Origin of the sequence: Vibrio gallaecicus (assembly GCF_024347495.1) — a bacterium.
Lineage (GTDB): Bacteria > Pseudomonadota > Gammaproteobacteria > Enterobacterales > Vibrionaceae > Vibrio > Vibrio gallaecicus.
Genome location: NZ_AP025491.1, coordinates 86,489 through 106,737 on the forward strand (window position 1 = coordinate 86,489; position 20,249 = coordinate 106,737).

General features: G+C 40.2%; 24 protein-coding genes. 12 read left to right on the plus strand and 12 right to left on the minus strand.

Translation table 11 applies throughout. From position 1 onward, the window contains the following. Positions 1-53: 53 nt before the first annotated feature. Positions 54-212, minus strand: a complete 159-nt coding sequence (locus OCU78_RS14980; RefSeq protein ID WP_137372038.1) for a YqaE/Pmp3 family membrane protein — start codon at positions 210-212, stop codon at positions 54-56. Between the two features lie 216 nt (positions 213-428). On the opposite strand from OCU78_RS14980, the gene OCU78_RS14985 reads away from it, so the two are divergent. Then, the gene (locus OCU78_RS14985) at positions 429-2,246 is read left to right on the plus strand and encodes a hybrid-cluster NAD(P)-dependent oxidoreductase (RefSeq protein ID WP_137372039.1); all 1,818 of its coding nucleotides are present in this window, start codon (positions 429-431) and stop codon (positions 2,244-2,246) included. A gap of 125 nt (positions 2,247-2,371) precedes the next feature. Here the strand turns inward: OCU78_RS14985 and nadE are convergent, their stop codons facing one another. Next, on the minus strand, positions 2,372-3,202 hold the full coding sequence (gene nadE / locus OCU78_RS14990) for an ammonia-dependent NAD(+) synthetase (protein WP_137372040.1): 831 nt from the start codon (positions 3,200-3,202) through the stop codon (positions 2,372-2,374). A gap of 108 nt (positions 3,203-3,310) precedes the next feature. Between nadE and OCU78_RS14995 the strand changes: the two genes are divergently transcribed. Then, positions 3,311-3,841, plus strand: a complete 531-nt coding sequence (locus OCU78_RS14995) for a nicotinate-nicotinamide nucleotide adenylyltransferase (protein ID WP_137372041.1) — start codon at positions 3,311-3,313, stop codon at positions 3,839-3,841. Between the two features lie 12 nt (positions 3,842-3,853). Continuing rightward, positions 3,854-4,342: a hypothetical protein gene (locus tag OCU78_RS15000; RefSeq protein WP_137372042.1), complete on the plus strand. Its 489-nt coding sequence runs from the start codon at positions 3,854-3,856 to the stop codon at positions 4,340-4,342. A gap of 98 nt (positions 4,343-4,440) precedes the next feature. Here OCU78_RS15000 and OCU78_RS15005 read toward each other — a convergent pair whose 3' ends face one another. Beyond that, on the minus strand, positions 4,441-5,046 hold the full coding sequence (locus tag OCU78_RS15005) for an AraC family transcriptional regulator (protein WP_137372043.1): 606 nt from the start codon (positions 5,044-5,046) through the stop codon (positions 4,441-4,443). Between the two features lie 175 nt (positions 5,047-5,221). Between OCU78_RS15005 and OCU78_RS15010 the strand changes: the two genes are divergently transcribed. Continuing rightward, positions 5,222-6,328: a 1-acyl-sn-glycerol-3-phosphate acyltransferase gene (locus OCU78_RS15010; protein WP_137372044.1), complete on the plus strand. Its 1,107-nt coding sequence runs from the start codon at positions 5,222-5,224 to the stop codon at positions 6,326-6,328. Between the two features lie 98 nt (positions 6,329-6,426). On the opposite strand, the gene OCU78_RS15015 is transcribed toward OCU78_RS15010, so the two are convergent. Further along, positions 6,427-7,029, minus strand: a complete 603-nt coding sequence (locus OCU78_RS15015) for a hypothetical protein (RefSeq protein WP_137372045.1) — start codon at positions 7,027-7,029, stop codon at positions 6,427-6,429. Positions 7,030-7,109: 80 nt separating this feature from the next. Between OCU78_RS15015 and OCU78_RS15020 the strand changes: the two genes are divergently transcribed. After that, positions 7,110-7,409: a DUF1496 domain-containing protein gene (locus OCU78_RS15020; protein WP_137372046.1), complete on the plus strand. Its 300-nt coding sequence runs from the start codon at positions 7,110-7,112 to the stop codon at positions 7,407-7,409. 43 nt (positions 7,410-7,452) lie between these two features. Here the strand turns inward: OCU78_RS15020 and OCU78_RS15025 are convergent, their stop codons facing one another. Continuing rightward, the gene (locus tag OCU78_RS15025; protein ID WP_137372047.1) at positions 7,453-7,755 is read right to left on the minus strand and encodes a YfcZ/YiiS family protein; all 303 of its coding nucleotides are present in this window, start codon (positions 7,753-7,755) and stop codon (positions 7,453-7,455) included. A gap of 531 nt (positions 7,756-8,286) precedes the next feature. On the opposite strand from OCU78_RS15025, the gene OCU78_RS15030 reads away from it, so the two are divergent. Then, positions 8,287-8,748: a TetR/AcrR family transcriptional regulator gene (locus OCU78_RS15030; RefSeq protein ID WP_137372048.1), complete on the plus strand. Its 462-nt coding sequence runs from the start codon at positions 8,287-8,289 to the stop codon at positions 8,746-8,748. 155 nt (positions 8,749-8,903) lie between these two features. On the opposite strand, the gene OCU78_RS15035 is transcribed toward OCU78_RS15030, so the two are convergent. Genes OCU78_RS15035 through OCU78_RS15060 form a run of 6 tightly spaced genes read right to left on the minus strand, consistent with a single transcriptional unit; the run spans position 8,904 to position 13,660 of the window. After that, the gene (locus OCU78_RS15035; protein WP_137372049.1) at positions 8,904-9,686 is read right to left on the minus strand and encodes a heme ABC transporter ATP-binding protein; all 783 of its coding nucleotides are present in this window, start codon (positions 9,684-9,686) and stop codon (positions 8,904-8,906) included. Continuing rightward, complete coding sequence (locus OCU78_RS15040) at positions 9,686-10,723, minus strand: FecCD family ABC transporter permease (RefSeq protein WP_137372050.1); 1,038 nt, start codon at positions 10,721-10,723, stop codon at positions 9,686-9,688. The genes OCU78_RS15035 and OCU78_RS15040 overlap by 1 nt, the downstream gene beginning before the upstream one ends. A 9-nt stretch (positions 10,724-10,732) precedes the next feature. Beyond that, positions 10,733-11,605 (minus strand): heme/hemin ABC transporter substrate-binding protein, encoded by an 873-nt coding sequence (locus OCU78_RS15045; RefSeq protein WP_137372051.1) that lies wholly within the window; start codon positions 11,603-11,605, stop codon positions 10,733-10,735. A gap of 41 nt (positions 11,606-11,646) precedes the next feature. Further along, positions 11,647-12,060 carry an ExbD/TolR family protein gene (locus OCU78_RS15050; RefSeq protein ID WP_137372052.1) on the minus strand — a complete coding sequence of 138 codons (414 nt, stop codon included), beginning with the start codon at positions 12,058-12,060 and terminating at the stop codon, positions 11,647-11,649. Continuing rightward, positions 12,057-12,821: a MotA/TolQ/ExbB proton channel family protein gene (locus OCU78_RS15055; protein WP_137372053.1), complete on the minus strand. Its 765-nt coding sequence runs from the start codon at positions 12,819-12,821 to the stop codon at positions 12,057-12,059. The genes OCU78_RS15050 and OCU78_RS15055 overlap by 4 nt, the downstream gene beginning before the upstream one ends. Positions 12,822-12,823: 2 nt before the next feature. Next, entirely contained in the window at positions 12,824-13,660 is an 837-nt protein-coding gene (locus OCU78_RS15060; protein WP_137372054.1) for an energy transducer TonB, read from the minus strand. Between the two features lie 161 nt (positions 13,661-13,821). On the opposite strand from OCU78_RS15060, the gene hutW reads away from it, so the two are divergent. The 4 genes from hutW (at position 13,822) to OCU78_RS15080 (ending at position 17,032) form a co-directional block, all read left to right on the plus strand. After that, positions 13,822-15,207 carry a heme anaerobic degradation radical SAM methyltransferase ChuW/HutW gene (gene hutW / locus OCU78_RS15065; RefSeq protein ID WP_137372055.1) on the plus strand — a complete coding sequence of 462 codons (1,386 nt, stop codon included), beginning with the start codon at positions 13,822-13,824 and terminating at the stop codon, positions 15,205-15,207. 63 nt (positions 15,208-15,270) lie between these two features. Further along, the gene (gene hutX / locus OCU78_RS15070; protein WP_137372270.1) at positions 15,271-15,768 is read left to right on the plus strand and encodes a heme utilization cystosolic carrier protein HutX; all 498 of its coding nucleotides are present in this window, start codon (positions 15,271-15,273) and stop codon (positions 15,766-15,768) included. A 77-nt stretch (positions 15,769-15,845) separates the two neighbouring features. Next, complete coding sequence (gene hutZ, locus OCU78_RS15075; protein ID WP_137372056.1) at positions 15,846-16,376, plus strand: heme utilization protein HutZ; 531 nt, start codon at positions 15,846-15,848, stop codon at positions 16,374-16,376. 119 nt (positions 16,377-16,495) lie between these two features. Next, positions 16,496-17,032 (plus strand): ATP:cob(I)alamin adenosyltransferase, encoded by a 537-nt coding sequence (locus OCU78_RS15080; RefSeq protein WP_137372057.1) that lies wholly within the window; start codon positions 16,496-16,498, stop codon positions 17,030-17,032. A 94-nt stretch (positions 17,033-17,126) separates the two neighbouring features. Here OCU78_RS15080 and OCU78_RS15085 read toward each other — a convergent pair whose 3' ends face one another. After that, on the minus strand, positions 17,127-18,041 hold the full coding sequence (locus OCU78_RS15085) for a chemotaxis protein (protein ID WP_137372058.1): 915 nt from the start codon (positions 18,039-18,041) through the stop codon (positions 17,127-17,129). 214 nt (positions 18,042-18,255) lie between these two features. On the opposite strand from OCU78_RS15085, the gene ppiC reads away from it, so the two are divergent. Both ppiC and OCU78_RS15095 read left to right on the plus strand, forming a co-directional pair. After that, positions 18,256-18,534 carry a peptidylprolyl isomerase PpiC gene (gene ppiC / locus OCU78_RS15090; RefSeq protein ID WP_137372271.1) on the plus strand — a complete coding sequence of 93 codons (279 nt, stop codon included), beginning with the start codon at positions 18,256-18,258 and terminating at the stop codon, positions 18,532-18,534. Between the two features lie 306 nt (positions 18,535-18,840). Next, positions 18,841-20,217 (plus strand): alpha-amylase family protein, encoded by a 1,377-nt coding sequence (locus tag OCU78_RS15095; protein WP_137372059.1) that lies wholly within the window; start codon positions 18,841-18,843, stop codon positions 20,215-20,217. Positions 20,218-20,249: the final 32 nt, after the last annotated feature.

A 20,249-nucleotide genomic window follows, 5' to 3' on the forward strand; every position in this document is an offset into this window, starting at 1 on the left:
GAGTTGGAGTGATGTTTATCATTTAACAGTGCCCGTTGCTTACACGGGTCATTTTATCGAGTTGCCACCCATAATGCATGGATCATCCCTGGAACCCAGAAAAATAGCGTTAGTACAATGTTGATCAGTAAATCTTTACCTACGCCTTTTGCGAAGAATACACCCAGTGGGGGAAGAATGACGCAGAGAATGATAAGTACAAGTTTATTCATAATAATTCCTTTTTCATGATTGCTCTTCATGAGCATAAATTGCCGAAGTCGTATCTACAAGATTGCAGCCAACTGACTTGATGTAAAGTGATTTGTGAATATTCTCAATAGACATATTCACAAGGTTCTCACATTTTACGCATCAAAATATCGCTGAGTTTAACTATTAGTAACCTTTTGTTAGCATGCATATAAATAATAAACATTGGATTCGTTATGTCGCAGTCATCACTTTCTCAAATTAACATTTTCCCGGTTAAATCTGTCGGTGGAATCTCTCTTTCAACATCGTGGGTAGAAAAGCAAGGTTTGAGCTTTGATCGTCGTTTTATGTTAGCTCTAGCTGATGGGGCAATGGTAACGGCAAGAAAATACCCAGTGATGGTTAAAGTTCAATCGAGCTTATTGCATGATGGCATCATCTTTACTTTCCCTGGTTTAGAGCCATTAAGGGTTAAATACCAACAATTCAAAATGCAAGAAACACCAGCAATTGTTTGGAAAGATAACTTCACAGCTTATACGACAACTGACGATGCAGATGATTGGTTCAGCCAAGTATTAGGGCAAAGGGTTGAGCTGCTTTTCTCTGGTGAGCAATCGAATCGAGTGCGCGAAAAAATTGGTCATAATGTCAGCTTTGCAGACGGTTACCCATTATTGGTGATTAGCCAAGCTTCTTTGGATGAGCTTAATCGTCGTAGCCCTGAAGAGCACTCAATGGATCAGTTTCGTACTAACTTAGTTGTCTCTGGTGATGAACCATTTATTGAAGATAGCTGGAAGCGGATTCGTATTGGTGATGTTGAGTTTGAAGCGGTGAAGGCATGTGAACGCTGTATTTTGACCACTGTTGATGTTGAAACGGCTGAATTTAGACCAAGTAAAGAGCCTTTGAATACCATGTCGAGCTTTAGAGCGAACGAGCGTGGTGGCGTATTTTTTGGGCAGAACTTAGTGGCTAAAAATGAGGGTATGATCCGTGTCGGTGATCAAATAGAAGTACTTGAAACTAAAGAGAAAGAATTCTACGAAGATACATGGAAAGCCTCTTTGACTCTTACTTGCGTTGAACGCGAAGAAGTCGCAAGAGACTTTACAACCTTTTGGCTTGAACCTGCAAAGGGTGAAGTACCAAATTATCAGCCTGGTCAGCACCTTCCGATTGAAATGAATGTAAATGGTAGCATTGTTTCCCGCCGCTATACTCTATCTTCTAGCCCTTCACGCGCTGGTCGGCTGGCGATATCGGTTAAACGTGTTGATGATGGACAGGTTTCTAATTGGTTAAATGACCACTTCCAAGTGGGTGACTCATTGGTCGCCCAAAACCCTGATGGTGCTTTCTTCTTAGAAGACAACCCGACAAGACCGTTATTACTTCTTTCTGCAGGAAGTGGCATCACTCCTATGTTATCGATGTTACGTTACTTATCTGATCATAATCAGGTGAATGATGTGGTTTTCTACCATCAGTGTACGGAAGAGCAAGACATCCCATACAGAGAAGAGTTAGAGCAACTTGAAGCTAAACATAACGGTTTAAAAGTGATGATCTCGTTGACTCAACCTTCTGGAAAGTGGTCTGGTTTATCAGGACGCCTAAGTGTGTCGCATGTCGCTAAGGTTGAAACTGTACATCACAGGCAGGCATTTGTTTGTGGACCTGAAGGTTTCATGCAAGACGCTAAAAAACTACTGATTCAATTTGGCTTAAATCCGCAGCATTACCACCAAGAAGCATTTGGAGTCAATCAAGCATCAGACGAGCCTGTGGTAGCACTTCAATTGAGTGTAAATGGCTATTTATTCGATGGTGATAATCAATCTACTTTACTTGAACAAGCTGAAGCTGCAGGTGTTGCGATTGCTTCAAGCTGCCGGGCGGGTTTTTGTGGAGCTTGCAAAGTAACTCTGGAATCTGGTCAAGTACATCAACCTGACGTTCCCGCATTGCAAGAGCATGAACGAAATATGGGGCAAGTACTAGCATGCTGCTGTATCCCGAAAACCGATATTGAAGTTGTTGATTAAAGCGAATATTGAGACTGTGATAGACCTCGTAAGTGTTCGCTAGAATATGTTGTCAAAAAAGGGCAGATATCGTTGAGATACCTGCCCTTTGTAATTAGATTCATTTAGAAAAACGTAAGAACGAATTAATCGTAAATCGTCGGAATAGGCTGACGTTTGTGTTGAGTCGCTTTGTAAATAGCAACCAATCGCTCAGTTACGTATTCAGGGACTTCCTTCCCTTCCAAAAAGTCGTCAATCTGGTCGTAAGTGAGATCTAGTGCGTCTTCGTCCGCTTTTTGCGGGTCAAGCTCTTCTAAATCAGCCGTTGGAACCTTATGTACGAGTAACTCAGGGGCGCCCAGCGTAGCTGAAAGCTCACGAACTTGGCGTTTGTTCAAGCCGAATAACGGTGCGAGATCACAAGCACCATCGCCATGTTTTGTATAAAATCCAGTGATATTCTCTGCAGAATGGTCAGTACCAATTACTAAGCCGCCCACATAGCCAGCAATCTCGTATTGAGCAATCATACGTGCACGTGCTTTTACGTTGCCTTTAACAAAATCTAGCTTTGCAGTATCTGTTGGCAATAAGCCTGTACCTTCTAGGGCAACATGAGAAGCGGCATGCAAACCATCTACGCCTGCTTTAATATTGACTGATACTGAATGTGAAGGCTGAATAAATGATAGAGCCAATTGTGCTTCATCTTCATCTTTCTGTTCACCGTAAGGCAAGCGAACGGCAATGAACTGATAATCATTAGTTGCAGAAGCTTCATTTAAGCCATCAACCGCTAGTTGAGCAAGGCGACCACATGTTGTGGAATCTACGCCACCACTAATACCTAGGATTAAAGACTTACAACCTGATTGCTGTAATTTTGTTTTGATGAACTCAACTCGTCGGTTGATTTCGAAGTGTGGGTCGATAGACGGAAGCACACGCATTTCATCACGGATCAACTGTTCCATTCGTTTTCCTTTCCTGCAAGCAATTTAAAATTCTAGTGTTATCATACCTAAATCACTCGATTAAAAAACCTATTTGCGTAGGCTCTCATAGAGAAGAACAGGATCAACATGCTGAAAATAGCGGTATTCGGAAGTGCATTTAATCCACCTAGTTTAGGGCACAAAAATGTTATTGAGTCGCTTGCTCATTTTGACAAAATTCTACTGGTTCCAAGTATTGCCCATGCTTGGGGAAAGGAAATGTTAGATTTTGATATTCGGTGTCAGCTGGTGGAAGCTTTCATTCAAGACATCGAATTAAGTCACGTAGAGTTGTCAGATATCGAAAAATGCCTTCATACGCCCGGTGAAAGTGTCACGACCTATGCTGTACTTAACAAAATTAAAGAAAAATATTCAAATGCCGATATAACATTTGTAATTGGCCCTGATAACTTTTTTAAATTTTCGTCTTTTTATAAAGCTGAAGAGATAACAAAGACTTGGGCTGTGATGGCTTGCCCAGAGAAAGTTAATATTCGAAGTACAGATATCCGAAATGCTATTTCTAATGGAACAGATATCAAAGATCTGACTACTTCATCAGTTACAAAGATGTTGCAAGACGGTGAGCTGTATAAGATAATTCAAGCCCTATAATCCAGAGGTCTGATGACTATGCTAAAAAGAACAACAACAGCATTGCTTTTAATTGTGAGCTGTATGCACGCAAATGCTAGCTGTAATCTTTTTAGTGATGAGTCTGTGATGCTAAATCAAGATGAAGCACTAGGCTGCCAAGAATTTACAGACAGCTGGGATTATGTCGAACAGCAAGTCATTAGTTTAGGCGGTTTGTTGGATGAAGATACTGAGTCGACCGACGATTATTGGAGTGACTGGGCTCTGAAATCGAAAGACGCCCCAATTCTTACTCAGAACATTTCATCAAACTATTTTGGCTTGGGCATGTGGTTGCCAGAAGATCTTGAAGAAACTAAAAATGATATGACCACTCAAGAATGGCTTTTAAATCATGGCTTACAATTAAGTGTGGGTTTTGGAGATAAGGTCAATGGTCAACCTAGGTTACGTTTTGACTATCGTTGGCATGATGAACGTGATGCCAACATGATGATGCAAGTAGAACTTCCGTTCTAAAGAACGCTCAGTGAAAAGCAATCATTAAAAAAGCCGTTTGAATCGATTTCAAACGGCTTTTTTAATGATTGCTAATTCGCTTTTCTTCCCAAGGAAGCTTATAGCTCGTGTCCAAATACTAATACTGAAAGCAGGTCGAATTCTTCAGATTTTCCAGCAAAAAGATCGTCGATCACCTTTGGTTTTTTCTGACCTGATTGCATGCGCTTTTTAGCTTCACGCATCATCATTACTAGAGTCTGTTCTTGATTCAATGTCGGCTCTTCTGAGCTCCACATATTGACTTTTTCAGTCAATGAACTTGAAGCCAGTATTGGTTTAAAGGCAAGGCTTTCTTGTTTAAAAACAGACAATAGATTTTTTTGATGCTCTTCTGAGAGTTTATCCGACGACAGTTTATCAAGTACGGCTTTAGATAGTGCCGTATGTTCGATATAACCAGCTTGTTGTGGGAATGCATCACTTAAGCGAACAGAAAAATCGACTTGCTCAATTTCAGTATTTGGGAAATACGTTAAAGAGGTCAAACAATCAAAAGGAATCCAGATACTTTGGTTCTTTTCGACTGCGTATTCTTGCTTGCCCAGTTTCACTAAAACCAATCCACTACGAACAGATACTAGGCTGTGTTTAAGTACTTTTTTTCTAGGTGTAATGACCAAGTGAGAAAAGTGAGCCGAGATATGCTCGATAGCAAAGTTCATAGATAGTACCTTAGTTTTTGGGCGCTAAGATTACCGCTATTCATCAAAAATGCCAACACTGACCGTTTATTTTCTTTATTTCTGGTCTGACCTTGCTCAAAGTATGGCTTATGTTGCTGCGAGAAGTGCCAACAATGCGTAGAATGAGCCAGCTTTTTATTATATGTAGTGAAAAATGACCGACACAACTGATCCATACTTTGATATTCGTCCTTACAATGATGACGAGATTCCTGCGGCAATTGACCGTTTAATTAATGACGAAGAATTTATCAACGCCATTCTGCACTATCGTTTCTCTAACCATGCAAATTGGTTTAAGGCTTTAATGAGTCCAATTCTACGTGTGTACTTGAAAATGAAATGGAGCAAGTTCAAAAGTGTTGAAGCCATTCAAATTGAAGTGAAGAAGTACCTGCGTGACACATTGGCAGATACCACTGATGGCGTGTCTTATTCTGGCTTAGAGGTATTAGATTCAAACCAAGCGTACTTATTTGTTTCTAACCACCGTGATATCGCGATGGATCCTGCCTTGGTTAACTATGCATTGCATCAGCAAGGGCACAATACATGTCGTATTGCGATTGGTGATAATCTGCTTAAAAAGCCTTGTGCGACAGAATTGATGAGATTGAACAAAAGCTTCATTGTTAAGCGTTCATTGAAAGGCCCAAGAGAAATGATGAAAGCTTTGGGTCAGCTATCTTCATACATCAAATACTCTCTTGAAACGGGCAATTCGATTTGGATTGCACAGAAGGAAGGGCGAGCAAAGGATGGTAATGATTTTACTGATCCAGCTATATTAAAGATGTTCCATGTAGAAGGTCGTAAACAAAAAGTTCCATTTTCAGAGTATGCAAAATCTTTAAAAATAGTGCCTGTTTCTATCTCTTATGAGAATGACCCTTGTGATACTGCTAAGGCGCTAGAGCTATATGAAAAAGATATCCATGGTACTTATGAAAAAGGTGAATTTGAAGATATTGAAAGTATCATTCAGGGCATCATAGGAAAGAAAGGTCGTGTGCACGTTAGTTTTGGTGATGTAATTTCCCAAGATTTCGAAACGCCAGATGCTTTAGCTGAAGAAATAGATCGCCAGATACATAATAACTATAAGTTGTTCCCGATAAACTTGTTAGCGGCGAAAAAGGGCGATGATTCAATTACTGATAAAGTGCAAAGTGACTTTGAAGCTAAGTTATCAGCGATTCCGCTTGGAGCCCATCAATACTTAATCGACAGCTACGCTAATCCAGTTAAAAATATTGGTTAATTGGTTAATTGGTTAATTGGTTAATTGGTTAATTGGTTAAATATCTAAAAGGAGCTCGTTGAGCTCCTTTTTTGATGCGAATAAATATGACGTATGACTTATCGGGCAACGGCACCACCTAGGGTTAAGTTGGTTGGCCATTTAGAGATAATATTCCCACCTAAATAGATATTTCCTTTTACCGTCATTGTGTCAGGAAACTCTTTAATTGCAGACCCGCCAAGATAAAGGTCGCCATCAATGATGATACCCTCAGGCAAATTGGTTAAGGGGGTACGTATAACGCTTAAATCCCCTTTTACTCTTAAGCGGTTTGGTAATTTTTGGAGGAGCGTATCAGTAAGGTTTAAGTAACCACCGACTTTTACACCCTTTGGCCAATTTTTAATTTGAGTCCCGAGTAAATTGGCATAGCCTTGAATTGATGTCCCTGCATAAACTTTATTTAGTAAGCTATTTGAAGCATCTAAACTTCCTTTAACCTCTAAGCCTTTTGGTAACCTTTTAATCGATGTCTTTTCTATATTGAGATTCCCTTTGACTACTAAATCAGAAGGCAGCTCAGTGTAAGGCTTATTGCGCAGGTACAAATTCCCGTAATTATCCAGGTGATTGAGTATCTGGTAATTATCCAGTGGCTCAGCATAAACTGGGGAAGTTATGAAAAAGCTACTCAATAGGAGTGTTAAAAATGGGCGCATAGTCTGTTTATTTTGTTGAGTGACATTTACACTATAACGATAAATACACGCATCGGTTAAGTATAAATTTAAGGGAGCCTATGACGTTTGAACCTCATCAACTTAAAAAAGTAACGCTCAGTTTCGCGACTTTAATCCTATTCGGTGGTTATACGTCTGCAGAGGCGTTAGCGAATAGAGTGATAGCAACACCTGGTAAAGCGGCGGTTGTGGTCTCTCAACCTAATACGAATCAGCGTTTATGTTATTACGATGATAAGTCCTATAGCATCGGAGCTGTGCTTGAGGTGTCAGGAGTGCTTATTGAGTGTAAAGTTGAAAAAGAGTTTGAGTTAAACGGAACATTACAATGGGTTCAATTAAAGAAAAAAGACAAGTAACCAGTACTTGTCTTTATGTTTATTAAAATGAAAACCAATTCAATTATCGAGAAAGAGAACGTGTTTTCAATTCAAAAATTAATTTTTCAGCGCTTACTTCAAATTGAAACTGAGCTGTCAGCTCTTTAGTCTCTTCTGTTAGTTCAGAAACCGTGTATTCAACTTTTTCAGAAACTTGTTTTGCTAGATCGAGATACTTAGCAAATTCGCTTTCAATTAGCGCTTTGGACTCACCAAAGATAGTAACTGTTGCAACGTCATCGCCTTCTCTAATCATAAAGCCAATTTCACCAGCACAACCGCATGCTTCACATACATCGTTGTTGTTTTCAGCATCGTGACTCATAAATAATCCTCTTACAAAAGTTACGGTTATTCTATCTAGCAATTTGAACTGTATCTACAAAAATTAAATTTCTTTGAACCAAATACCATTGGTATGCTATGTTGTTTGTTAAGGGATCGAATGAATATGCACGTTTAAAATGGCGAAAATTAGTGTGATCTAGGTCATATTTCGTTGAGAATCAATGTCATATGTGTGTCAGGATGTCATTCAGTTAGTTGCGTTACGAATGATTTTATAAGACTATCTATTGCTTAATAGTTATTTATACAATGAATCTATTGATCAGTATTTCATATTCTAAGAGGTTATTTAAAATTATCCTCTGAGAGAGTTATGGTAAGCATTAATGCCAACTAGGTAAAGTGCACAAAGATGCACTGCTGTAAATTTGGCAGTACAGAATGCTTATTAGGTTTTTAGCATCGAATACTTGCGAAAAAGCCCCTTACTTACATAATACTGATAACGATTTTCATTCTGACTTCATTTGATAAGTTAGATGGATTTACAGAGAGAAGAGCCTGAAATATGCCAAAGCGTAGTAAAGAAGATACTGAGATCACTATTCAGAAGATCATGGATGCCGTTGTAGACCAATTGCTTAGACTGGGTTACGACAAAATGTCATACACGACATTAAGTCAACAAACGGGCGTTTCTCGTACAGGTATCAGCCACCACTTCCCAAAGAAAACGGATTTTACGGCAGCCCTAGATGGTCGTATTTTCAAAATGTTCATGGAACATATTGATTTTGAAAATGGTCTAGAAGAGTTTTCAGCAAGTTGGGTTAAAGCACTAGAAGATGCAGAATTCCTTGCAATTTTACGTCTGCTATTCCACCACATTGTAACTGCAGAAAATGCTCATGAGTTTGCCGCGAACGGTATTGATCGTTTATACAAACTTACTGAAAGTCAGTTTGGTGATACAAGCGGAAAAGAATTAGAATGGTTGATTGGTAAATCAATTATTCGTATGAGCAAATAAACGATTTGCTTAAACAAAAAAGCTCCTATCTAGGAGCTTTTTTTGTAAGTATTGCATTGAGAAATTTCTGTTCAATTTACCAATTTACTTAGACTCTATTATTGAGGGAGATTCGTTTGAACTCGATAATACTAAATTACTTACTTTCCTAAAACTCAATGGGCAGGGTGAACTTGTGGAAAGTCCATTGTCGGGTGCTTTTCAACTAAGCTTGAATACCCATAAACTTCTTCAATCATCTGTGGTTTAAGGGCTTCCCAGGGGCTTCCATCGCAAACTAATTCTCCATCCTTAAGCACGACGAGTCTATCTGAATACTGAGCGGCTAAGTTAAGGTCATGCAGTACAACAATCACAGCCGCTCCTTTTGTATCAGCTAAGTCTCTCGCAATTTTTAAGGTGTTATGTTGATGAGCTAAATCGAGGGCAGAAGTCGGTTCATCCAGCATTAATATACACTGCTCATCAGCATGATGAAGTTGAGTGAGCACTCTTGCTAAATGAACTCTCTGTTTCTCTCCTCCAGAAAGTGAAGGGTAAAGCCTGCTGCTTAAGTGAGATACGTCTGCTGTTCCCATTTTTTGCTTTGAAATTTCATTTAGTTCTTTGTTTGATGTACCTAAAGGAATACCGCCCAGTTCAACGACCTCATGAACAAGGAAAGGGAAAGTCAGGGTACTATTTTGTGGCAGCATCGCGAGGTGCTTAGCTAAGCGCTGTGGAGACCATTTCGTCATGCTGTGACCAAAATATTCAATATCTGCATTACTGGATAACTCTCGGCATAATGCTTTTAGAAGCGTACTTTTTCCAGCTCCATTTGGACCTAATAACGTGGTGACTTGACCTGCATGGATATCAATAGAGATATTATCGAGAATAGTTTTACTACCAAACTTTATACTCATGTTTTTTGCACTTAGAGCGGGTTCCGGCATTATAAAATTCTCCCTTTTTGTTGGAATAGAAGGTAGAGGAAGAAAGGCGCACCAATGATTGCAGTAACAATACCAACCGGGAGCTCTGCTGGAGCAAGAACAACACGAGAAAACATATCAGCAACAGTTAAGAGAAGGGCACCTAATATGGCTGATAAAGGAAGTAAAGTCCGGTGATCTGGTCCTGCTAGCATGCGGCTCAAATGTGGAATGACTAGCCCAATAAAACCTATCATGCCCGAAAGGCTTACAGTGATGCCTACTCCAGCGGCTGTTAGTAAAATAAGCTGGCGTTTCAGCTTTTGAACTGGGATACCTAAATGTTGAGCTTCAGACTCACCAAGAAGAAGTGCATTTAAAGACATAGCATGTCGATAAAATAAGGAAAACAATCCAAGCAGTGTGATTGCGGCTAAAGTAATGCCAGACCATTTTGCTCCAGCTAGTGACCCCATTGACCATAGTGAAAGATCACGTAGCATTTGGTCATCAGCAATGAAATTCAAAAAGCCTATCCCAGCCCCAGATAAAGCACTTATTGCAACACCTGCAAGTAGCATTATGGTGACTGATGTGCCGAATTTACTTGTTCCCAGTTTATAGACCAGCATGGTGGTGAGCGCACCGCCAAGAAAAGCAAATACAGGTACTGCCGCAAAATTCATAAAGCTTGGGTATTGCATTGAGACTTGCGAGAAAAGAACGATAGCTAAAGCAGCACCTAAAGCAGCCCCGGCTGAAACACCAATGATCCCAGGCTCTGCGAGCGGGTTCCTAAATAACCCCTGCATAACTGCACCACATAGAGCCAGAATAGCGCCAATCAACATACAAAGAATTGTTCTTGGAAGACGGATTTCTTGAATAACTAAGTTGATGTGTGGTGCCAAATCATTACTTGGATTAAATAGGCTTAATGCACTGTCAGCAATGGTGATATTCATCGGACCAACAGTAATTGATGACAATGCAATAAAACTCAATGCTGATATTAAAATCAGCATTGATGTTTTAAGTGGAATCTTTCTCAGTAACATGGTGTGACCTTAAGGGTAAATCAGAGCATTAAGGCGTTTTGCTTCTGAAAGGCTGCGTAACCCTAGCCCCCCAACTAAAGCGCTGCCATCTACTGTAATAATCTGTTTGTTCATACCAGCGGGAGTGGCGGCAAGCATAGGAAGTGATTTGAGAATAGCGTCTGCTCCCCCCATTTTTTTGTAGCTGCGACCACTCACTAGAATCACATCAGGCTGCATCTCAACCATAGATTCCATCGACAATGGTTTGAAAGACGTTAATGTTGAAGCAGGGTTGATACCGCCAGCAAGTTCAATGATGGCATTAGGCGTTGTCTCTTTACCTGCCACATTTGCCGGGCGACCTTCATGCAATAGTAAAAATAGAACCGTTTTTGCATCTTTTTTAGTCACTTGGTTGCTTTCTAATGCGTTAACTTGTTCCGCAACATTCTTCTTCACGGCTTGGGCTTTATTTTGGCTGCCCGTTAAGTTGGCAATTTGATCAATTCGGTCGAGTAAGCCGTCGATACTTGCTTCAGTATTGACAATTTGAACGTCAACATTCGCTGATTTCAACTGAGATACGGCTGAATCAGGCCCCATTTCATCTGAGCCAATAATAACGGTAGGCTGTAAGGCGATTAGCCCTTCAGCAGACAGCTGGCGGTGGTAACCGATCTTAGGGAGTGCGTTAGATTCAGGGAAGCGGCTTGTTACATCGACTGCAACTAGTTTGTCTGTCGCATCAAGTGCAATCACTAGCTCTGTTACTGCGCTGCCAGCGCTAATGATTCTTTGATTGGCTAAATCGTTTGCAGATACTGTATTGACCGCACCAAAAAGACCGGCGGTAATGGCTAGAGTTTGAAGAGTAGATTTAAATAGCGTTGCTTTGTTCATAGTTAATATCATCTAATTGAGTCACATAAAAATGTGAGGCGTTAGTTATTCTCAGTGAGTAGTTGAGTGGCGGCAATGCCATTTTCTTGGAGGAAAGACAACAACTTCACAAGGTTTTGCACATCGGCAGTTTTATCTGCGGCAATGACAATAGGCTGCTTACTGTTTGATGTTGTGACTTCAATAAGCGCTAGTTTGAAGTTTTCCCAATCAATGTATTCTTTTCCATCAATTGCCCAGTAAGGTTCTTGATCTAAAATATTAATGGTTAAGGATTTTTTATCGACTTCTGACACACTAGTGGTGTCTGTGCTAGGTAAATCGACTTCAAGCGACTCTAATTTCACAGAGGCTGTTAGCAGCAGAAACACCATTACGATAAATATGATGTCTAATAATGGCGTTAAGTCGGGCATTAAACCTGAGGGTGATTGAGTTTGAGATACCTTGATCATGAGTAGCTCGCACTTGAGGTGTTATCTACATCAGGAGAAGAGTTAGGCTTAGCCGCACCTGATGAGTTTTGGCGATTATTAGAGTTACCGTTAGAGCGGTTATATGAATTGATTTCTAGAGTTTGTGGCTGTTGAATTGTCATGCCTTCAAGCCAAACATTAACGTAGTTCAGAGTATGCTCTAGCTTTGCGACAACTCTATCAGCCCAAAGCCCAAGTAACTGCGCACCAGCGATGGCAGGAAGTGCAATCATTAACCCAGCAGCTGTTGTTCTCATTGCGAGCCCTAAGCCATCAGCGAGATCATTTGGAGTAATGCTGCCAGTTGAAGCCGCCACACCTTTAAACATTTCAATGAGCCCAAGAACTGTACCTAATAAGCCTATTAGTGGGCTTAGTACACCAATTAAACCAAGTAACCTTAAGCCCGCATGAAGCTGGTGGCGTTTTTCTTGTAACCAAATACCAGCGGCATCTTCACGTAGATTTTTAGAAAATGAGTGGTGGGCAAGTAACATTGCCACGCCCTTGTAGAGGAGTGGGCGTTTAGGAGAAAGTGTTTGGGCTAATTGCTCAAGATCTTTACTGTTTGTCGGTGAAATATTATTTAATTCTTTACGTATAGCGCTTCTACCAACACCAATGCTGAGCACAACTTGAAAGATACGCTCGGCGATGATCATTGCCGTTAATGCAGAGCAGATAAGAAGTGGCCAAGTCATTAAGCCAAGCTGATCTTGTAAATAATTAATTTGTTGCATGATTAATCCAATCTAAAACGAACAGGTATTTGTACACGGTGAGCAATGGCTCTTCCGTTTACTGTATGAGGTGAAAATTTCCATTGTTTAACAGCATCTAAAGCTGCCTTGTCGAGCATGAGTGCTCCTGAGGAGCTGACTAATGCCTGTTTAATCTGTTTGCCGTCTGCATCTATCCATATCTCATAAGTTGCGACACCTTGAACACCACGTCTTCTTGCCTTACGAGGGTATTTCGGAGGTGTTGGTCGAGAAGAAAATGCCGGTTTTTTTATCAACGTTGGCTCTTGAGTTGATACTCCCCTATTTGCAATCACTTCTTTTGCTTCTTGCTGTGGGGTGTCACTGACGGTTTTTTCTGTTTCTTTCTTTTCTACTTTTTTCTCAATCTTTTTTTTCTGAGTGATTTTCTTTTCAGTAACAGGTTTTTGGGTTGTCTTTTTAGCTACAGGTTGAGTTTTCTTAGGCTGTTTTGATTCAGGCTTCGGTTTTTTCTTAACCACTTCTTTGCGCGGTGAAGTTTTATCAATTTTCTTTTGTGCTACGGGTTCTGGTTTAACAACCTTGGGAAGCTGTGGTTCTGGTGGTATTGGTGTTGGCTCTGAAAATTCAGGGGTCTGTTCGGGTTGCGTTTCAGCCGTTTCAGATACTGGGTCACTGATAGGTTCTGCTTGAGGAGAAGGTTTAGCGGAAGTAGAAGGCACAAAATTAATTGAGACTGTTGTCGAATTTGTACCAGCTGGCATAGCAAATAATTTGCTTTCTTGAGCCACAAATAAAATGGCTACATGGATAGCTAATGAAGCACTACCTGCAATGACATACCTAGGTATATTCACACTGAACCCTTAAGACCTAACTAAAACAGGCTGAGATTATCACTCACAATGCAAATAAGATCAATTATCAATTGCATTATCATTTGCGTCTATTTATGATTTACTCAGATTTTAGCGAACAGTCTTCCAGACTTTGTTCGATAAGCGTTTAGAGAGATTATATGAGTCTTGATATTTATAAATTTGACGAATCTATCGTTGGTGTTTCTAGCCCTGATCCACTTAGGTTTGCCTTTGCGAAAAAGCATTCAGCACACGCAGGTGGTGCAGCTATTCCAGTAATGCCCGATCAGCAGCCTCTGATTTTCAATGAGTTGCTTCAGTCTGAAGGGAAGAAAACTGATAAACGATGTTTATACGTGCATGTCCCTTTCTGCCGTGTTCGCTGCACATTCTGTAACTTCTTCCAAAATGCAGCCAGTCGAAAGCTGGTAGATGAGTATTTCGAAGCATTGATGAAAGAGTTAAAGATGAAAGCGCAAACACCTTGGGCGCAATCAGGCACTTTCCATGCTGTGTATATTGGAGGCGGCACGCCAACGGATTTATCAGCCAAGCAAATCGAGATTTTAGGCAAGGCTATTCATGACTTATTTCCATTAGCTACAGACGCTGAAATCACTTTAGAAGGACGTATAAATCGCTTCAGTGATGAAATGTTTGAACGATCTTTAGCTGGTGGATTCAACCGCTTCTCATTTGGAATTCAAAGCTTTAATACTCAAGTTAGACGAAGTGCAAAACGTCTGGATGACCGAGAAATTGTACTCGACCGTATCAGTAGCCTTAGCCAAACCCAGCAAGCACCGATTATTTTGGATCTTCTATATGGGCTTCCTCATCAAACACTGGATGTGTTCAACCAAGACTTAGAAGACTTCATGTCAACTGGAGCGCATGGTATCGATCTCTATCAGCTTATTATTGGTGGTAGTGCTCCTATGCTTAATTTAGTTGAAAAAGGAAAAATCCCACCTCCAGCAACAACGCCAGAGAAAGCCAGTATGTATCAAGCGGGCGTTGAGTTTATGAATAAACACCACGTTAAGCAGCTAAGTGTTAATCATTGGGCTCGAGATAACCGAGAGCGTAGTTTATACAATAGCTTAGCCAAAACTTATGCTGAAGTTATGCCTGTTGGTTGTGGTGCTGGTGGCAATATTGGTGGGTACGGCTTTATGCAGCATCGCTCATTAGACAAATACATGGAGCTAATGAATAAAGGTGAACATCCCCTCGCCATGATGATGCGTCAAAGTGATTTTGAATCACTGTTTTCATCACTAAAAGCAGGTTTTGATTCTGGGGTTATACGTCGTAGTACGCTGCCGGAATTTGAAGGGAAAGACAGCTTTGATTATTTAAAGCCTCTGTTTCATTTGTGGGAAGAAAACGGCTTAGTTGAGTTGTCTGATGATTACCTTGTTCTCACATTAGCAGGCAGTTTCTGGTCAGTAAGCTTGGCTCAAGCCGCTATTCATATCTTGAATTCAGAGAGCTCATCTCAAGAAAAACTACAGCATAAACATGCAGCTAACGGACATTAATACATGACAAATTTCACAGAAACTAAAATTGAAGAATCAAATACAGCTACGTCTACTCAGCACATGACTCTTGTTCAGCGTGTTGCCGAAGTTTTAGAGCAAGATCCTAAACTGCTACCTGCCGCGATTGCGAGTCAACTTGAAGTAACAGAAGTTGAAGTAGTGTGTGCATTGCCTAAAGAAATGGTCGCTATCCTTGATGGTGAGCAAGCGCAAAGCGTACTTGAAGGGCTTGTCGGCTGGGGACCCGTTACCACAATTATGCATTCATTTGGTTCTATCTTTGAAGTTAAAGCCCCATTCCCTAAAGGAAAAGAAGCTCGAGGCTACTACAACTTAATGGGTAAAGAAGGTGAACTTCATGGTCACCTAAAGTTAGATAACGTAAAAAAAGTAGCTTTGGTGAGTAAGCCGTTTATGGGGCGTGAAAGTCACTACTTTGGCTTTTTCAGTGAGTCCGGCGATAACATCTTTAAGATCTACTTAGGGCGAAATGAGAAGCGAGAATTGATTGCTGATCAAGTTGAACGCTTTAAAGCGATGCAAGCTCAATATCAATAGAATCGGCTAAGCCCTAATTAAAAGTTACAAAAATAATAATTAAATATCATAAAGTTAAACTCAAATAGGAATAAAAAATGGAACAGCAAGTAAAACAAGAGCGCCTTCAAGGTCGACTCGGTCCGGAAATTAAAGAATTTCGTCAAGAACGTCGTACTATTCAACTCGCAACCGTTGATGAAGAAGGTCGCCCAAATGTTAGCTATGCGCCATTTGTTCAAAACCAAGAAGGCTACTTTGTACTGATTTCTAAAATTGCTCGTCATGCACGTAACCTTGAAGCTAATCCTCAAGTTTCATTAATGATGATTGAAGATGAAGAAAATGCGAAACAGCTCTTTGCTCGTAAGCGTTTAACGTTCGATGCAGTGGCTAATGTAGTTGAGCGCGACTCTGAACTTTGGTCGCAAGTTGTCGCTCAGTTAGGTGAGCGTTTTGGGGAGATTATCGACGGTCTAAGCCAGCTTGAAGATTTTGTTCTCTTTAATCTAAAAGCTGAAAATGGTTTATTTGTGAAAGGCTTTGGTCAAGCTTACCAAGTGTCAGGTGATGATTTAGTTGATTTTGTTCACCTGCAAGAAGGTCATAAAAAAGTATCTAATGAATAGTGTTAGCTGATTCGTTTAGCTAGTTTTTTAATAAACTTAAAGCCTTCAATATTGAAGGCTTTTTGCTATATTACGCATCTACGATTTAATAAGATTTACTCATTAATTAAGGCAGTTATATGAAACCTGTAAGTCGCGATTGGGATGAGTTTTGTTATCCATTCATTTATGAAGACAGTCCTATCTGTGACTTTGAAATCTTATCAGATGAACTATGCTGTCGGGTTGGACTAGTGCTAACGATGTCTTTGGAGGAAAAGGTTCGAGATGTGTTAGAGCGCTTGCAACCAAATATCTATCATTTGAATGGTTCGGTGAGAGGCAAGCTTGCGATTACAGAGTCAGATTTAGTAGAACTTAAAGCCGACTATCATTCTATAAGAGACCAATTAGAAGGTGGGTTTAAAGGCTTTGTGTTGCCCGGTGGACATGAAGTATCAAGCGAATTACATTTAGCACGCTGCCAAGCTAAAAAAGTGGTACGTGCACTAGTGATGATTGAACATTCAGGTAAGAAGTCACCTGCGCCGATCCTATTTAAATATTCGAACTTAATTGCGAATACACTTTATGCTTTGGCATCCCTCACTAACCACTTACACCAAGTTAAAGAGGTGGAGTTTGTGAGTAAAAGTTACTCTATGCCTAAGAAATAGGTGAAATATAAACAAAAAGCGGCACCCAATTAGGTACCGTTTGGTTTTGATTATTTGCATTGAGGCGTTATAGGGTAGACATTCCTGTAAAAACTCAGTGCGCTGCGGATGAGCTTTCTAAGCTTTTTGCACCTCTTAACATCGCTTCAACTAACTCACCTGCATTAAACTTCTCTAACGCTTCATGAGCACCAACCTGTTGAGCTCTGTCTACACATATTTCACTTGAAAGAGAGGTATGTAAAATACGGTACGACTGGTTTAGTGCCGGATCATTTTGAACTTCAAATGCCAGTTCATAGCCATCTAAACCTGGCATTTCAATATCGCTCACGAGTAACTCAATTGGAGTATTGTGCGCAGCTTCTTGCCTCATTAACTCAATTGCATCTAGACCGTTATTACAAATCTTATACGGTATGTTGATACTGTCTAAGGCATCACTAAGTTGTTTACGAGCAATAGAAGAATCATCGACTAATAAGATATTCAGAGCTTTTAATCGTTCACGCTCAACATCCGTTAACATTGGGATTTGGGCGGCTTCGTACTCGGGATAGATTTTAGAAAGTAAAAGCTCAACGTCGAGCATTTGGACAATATTGTCTTGGTAGCGAGTGATTCCTGTGACAAAAACATTCGACCCAACCGTAGTCGGTGGGGACTCAATGCTTTTCCAGTCACATTCAATGATTTTATCAATAGAACGTACTAAGAAAGCGACTACCGTTCTTAAACAGTCAGTGACGATCAAAAAACAGCTGTTGTATTCTGCCGGTGTGATGGCTCTAAAACCAATAGCGGCAGACATGTCTATGACGGGTACAGTTAACTCCCTAATGGTGACTGTACCAATAACATGATGGTGTGAATAAGGGATCTGAGTCGTCTTTTGGTAAGGGACGATCTCTCTTACCTTAAGCGTCCCTATAGCAAAACTCTGTGACAATGAGAGCTTAAACATCAGCATGCCTTGTGCTTGATTAGCTTTGCTTTTCATCTTAGCCATTAACAGGCTCCTGCTTTTTATATATACCTACCAATTTAATGGGATTATGGCAGACCAGCAAGAAATAGGCAGTATTTTCCTAACGATTCGTTACTTAATACGGTGTATAGAGTGAAGATGTCATGATCTTAAGGTAAAATTGGATATATAAGGTTATTTTTTATTCCAAACCTCTCAGGCTTTGCACTGAGATGGATTAATTTAGAGAACAATGATGGCAAGAACAGCAGCAGCACTCCACATACTCGTAAAGCATAAAGAGCAAGCCGAAGATATTATTCAGCAACTAAAGAAAGGTGCTAAGTTTCAAGCTCTTGCAAAAAAACATTCGACTTGCCCATCTGGTAAAAAAGGTGGTGATCTTGGTGAGTTCAAGAAAGGTCAGATGGTTCCACAGTTTGATAAAGTCTGTTTTTCTGGAGAAACTTTGGTACCGCATTTGGTGAAAACCAAGTTTGGTTGGCATGTTGTGAAAGTTCTATATAGAACGTAATTGGTACAATAGAACGTAATTGGCACACTCTTGTGCTGTAGCATAAGTAAGAGTGTATCTAAAGGGGCGGTCGTTCGCTCCTTTTTTGCATCTAAAGGTTTATATGTTTCAGCAATAAGATGACGATGTTTATAAGATATTCATCCTAAATGTCATCCTATAAAGTTAGCTACGCCCTTTGTTATCCACCTACCTTTTCATAAAGTAGGAGGATGGCTTAGTGATTGAACTGAATATAATGAATGTTATTCCTGAAGTAGTAAATGCAGGCATGTGCCTGTTTATTAAGTTTGGTTGGAGATACACATGGAAAACTCAGTTGCGTTAGATATCCCAAATAGTGATGTCATTTTGCATGCTTTCGATTGGCGCTATTCAGACATCACCAAGAATGCGTCAGTGATCCGTAAACTGGGCTATAAATCGGTATTGGTTTCACCTGCGATGAAGTCATTACGTAGTGGTAAGGGAAAAAAAGAAACGCAGTGGTGGCAACGTTACCAGCCACAAGATTACCGTGTAATAGATAATCAATTAGGCGACACACATGATTTTATCGAAATGGTTCAGGCTTTAAGAGAGCACGAATTGCGAACCTATGTTGATGTTGTCTTTAACCACATGGCAAACGAATCGGGTATTCGTAATGACCTTGTCTACCCTAATACCCCAGATCTTAAAGAATACCAGAGCGATCCAAAGTACTACGACAGCATTCGCTTATTTGGAGATTTGTCTCAGCCTTTGTTCGGTGAAGATGATTTTGTTGAAGCTTTCGGAATTGAAGATTGGAATGATCGATGGGAAGTACAGAATGGTCGTATTACGGGCAGCCCGGAAGACCCAGGTTTACCAACATTAAACGATAATGAAAATGTGGTTGCCCAGCAGAGAGCTTACTTAAAAGCATTGAAGAAAATTGGTGTAAAGGGTTTTAGAATCGATGCTGCGAAACATATGTCGCTGTCTCATCTTCGTAAAGTATGGACAGAAGACATTTGCTCAGACATTCATATTTTTGGTGAAATCATTACGGATGGCGGCGCAACAAAAGCAGAATATGAAACCTTTTTAGAGCCTTACCTTAAGTATACCCGATTAGGGGCGTATGATTTCCCACTGTTCAATATTATCTTTGAAGCCTTTGGTGAAAAGGGCAGTTTTTCTTCTTTGATTAACCCATATTGTTTTGGACAAGCCTTGTCGAATACCCGTGCCATTACTTTTACGGTTACTCATGACATTCCTAATAATGATGTATTCAGTAATTTAGTGATGAGTGAGCAAAGTGAAAAACTGGCTTATAGCTATATTTTAGGACGAGATGGTGGTGTTCCTTTAATCTACAGTGAGCTTAAGACCAGTGGGATAAAAGATTCTAAAGGAAACCCACGTTGGTTCAATGACTGGCAATCAGGAGACATGCACAACATGATTCGTTTCCATAACTACGTACATGGTGAAAGTATGCAGGTTATTGAGGCTAATGCTGATTTGCTTGTATTTGTACGTGGCGAGAAAGGGATTGTTGTAATCAATAAATCCAAGCGTAGTAAAACAGTTCAATTGACGTGGACAAAGCCCGTTGTTGATTTACTTTCAGGGACTAAATTTTCGCGTAATAAAGGCTATGTGGAAATCACAACGGAGCCCAATAGCAGCATGATGCTTGTTAACTGTTAACTGTTAACTGTTAACTGCTAAGTAATGATTTA